The organism is Pseudomonas sp. SIMBA_041, from assembly GCF_046535095.1.
Lineage (GTDB): Bacteria > Pseudomonadota > Gammaproteobacteria > Pseudomonadales > Pseudomonadaceae > Aquipseudomonas > Aquipseudomonas mucoides.
This window is the reverse complement of sequence record NZ_JAWRXJ010000805.1, coordinates 1-244: the sequence shown is the minus strand read 5'-3', so window position 1 is coordinate 244 and position 244 is coordinate 1. Positions and strand designations below refer to the sequence as shown.

Annotated in this window: 1 protein-coding gene; it reads left to right on the top strand. The window is 62.7% G+C overall.

All coding sequences use genetic code 11. The features are described from left to right. On the top strand, window positions 1-244 hold a 244-nt coding region (locus SB725_RS33350; protein WP_410923714.1), incomplete at both ends, for an iron-sulfur cluster co-chaperone HscB C-terminal domain-containing protein.

Here is a 244-nt window from a genome sequence, read left to right as displayed (position 1 = left end):
ACGGTCCACGACCCCGACTTCCTGTTGCAGCAGATGCAGTTGCGCGAAGAGCTCGAAGAGCTGCAGGACGAAGCCGACCTTGAGGGTGTCGGCGTGTTCAAGAAGCGCCTCAAGGTCGCCCAGGACACGCTGAACGAGGACTTCGCCGCCTGTTGGGACGTTGCAGACGAGCGCGAGAAGGCCGAGCGCCTGATGCGCCGCATGCAATTCCTCGACAAGCTCGCCCAAGAAGTGCGCCAACTGG